Origin of the sequence: uncultured Pseudoalteromonas sp., from assembly GCF_963922945.1 — a bacterium.
Classification (GTDB): domain Bacteria; phylum Pseudomonadota; class Gammaproteobacteria; order Enterobacterales; family Alteromonadaceae; genus Pseudoalteromonas.
Window position 1 is genome coordinate 1 of the sequence record NZ_CAWUKC010000192.1, and the last position, 1532, is coordinate 1532.

Annotated in this window: 1 protein-coding gene; it reads right to left on the bottom strand. The window is 40.5% G+C overall.

What is annotated here, in order from left to right:
* Positions 1–185 precede the first annotated feature (185 nt).
* The coding region (gene rsmF, locus AABI99_RS18265) for a 16S rRNA (cytosine(1407)-C(5))-methyltransferase RsmF (protein ID WP_338367541.1) at positions 186–1532 on the bottom strand (1347 nt) is incomplete at its 5' end.

The following is a 1532-nucleotide window of genomic DNA, read 5'->3' on the forward strand; positions in this document are numbered from 1 at the left end:
AAATGGCTCTTAGTTGAGCCTTGCGCTAACTAAATACACTTTCGTAATTCTTAGGGAGAAGAAGAAAGTACCTTCTAGTGTAGTTAACTAACCCGTAAAACTCTAAATTTTGTTTGTTTATTAACCCAAAATAATAACAAAGGCTTAATGGAGTTGTGCACAGGTTAACTATTGTATTGCTTGTTTTATACCCAGCTTATTAACTGCGTATTTTGCACAAGATCGCGAGGCAAAGAGTTTTTTATTTTATTTTTTTGCCATTTACCCAGCCCAATAGGGCAGCCACACAAAGTTAATATTACTTCGCCGCTGGCTTTTGTAACGTCTTCTAGGCGCACATCTTTACCATTAAAGTAGTCGTTTGCTTGCTCGTTTGTTAAAGCATAGGTATTGCTTTTGCATTCATTACCAAACACGGTTGCAAATTCGTGAGTAAGCCTTACACCATTTTTATGAATAATCCCCAGCTGAATACCTAAACGTGCGTATTTAATTTTATTTTGCACGGCTTCAAACCCATCAGGAAATAACCACAGCTCTTTATCGCGTTGCATTAATTTACCTGGCAGCGCTTTTAAACCAAACTGCTTTTTAAGCTCGCTCATAAATAACGTGGTTTGCTTTTTATCAAACTCGTTAAACGGAAACGCCCCTTTTTTTACCGTTTGGGTTGGGTTATTACAGCTTGCTCGTTTTTTAAATTTAGCAATAAAAAAGCCTTCGCTGTCGTACGTTTGTGGCCACACATGTAAGTAGCCCTCGGCGGTGGTGGCTTTTTCTGCGCCTTCAAATAAATCACTAAGCGACTGCGGCTCAATGTAGTCGCCAAATTCACTGAGTAAATAATCACATACTTGTTGGTTTTCGAGCGGGGTAAGCGTACAGGTAGAATAAACCAGTGTACCGCCTGGTTTTAATGCGTAAAATGCACTTTTAATTAACTCTTTTTGAACTTGAGCAATCTCAATATTTGATTCTATTGACCAATTTTTAAGTGCGTCGGCGTCTTTTCGTACGGTACCTTCGCCTGAGCAAGGCGCGTCGAGCAAAATGCTATCAAAGCATTCAAACATGTAGTTACCAAATATAACACCATCAAAATGCGAAAGCGCACAGTTACCTACACCCATACGTTTAAGCGTTGCGCTCAGTACTTTTAAGCGAGACGACGAAAGTTCGTTGGCAACCAGTACGCCTTGGTTATTCATTATTGCGGCAAGTTGCGAGGTTTTAGAGCCTGGGGCTGATGCCATATCTAGCACATAGTTATTATTTTCGTCTGCGTTTTTAATACTTTTCTTAAGTGCCATAGGCGGTAGCATTGAGCTTGCCTCTTGCACGTACATGGCACCGCTTAGGTGTAGGTCGGTATTGCCCAGTGCTAAATTTTGATCTTCTTCGCTTGGGCGCTCTAGCCAAAAACCCTCGCTACACCAAGGTATAGGGGTAAGCTGCCAGTTTTTTTGCTCTGCGCGCTTTAAAAATTCTTCAATCGAAATTTTTAACGTATTTACACGAATAGACTTTCTGAG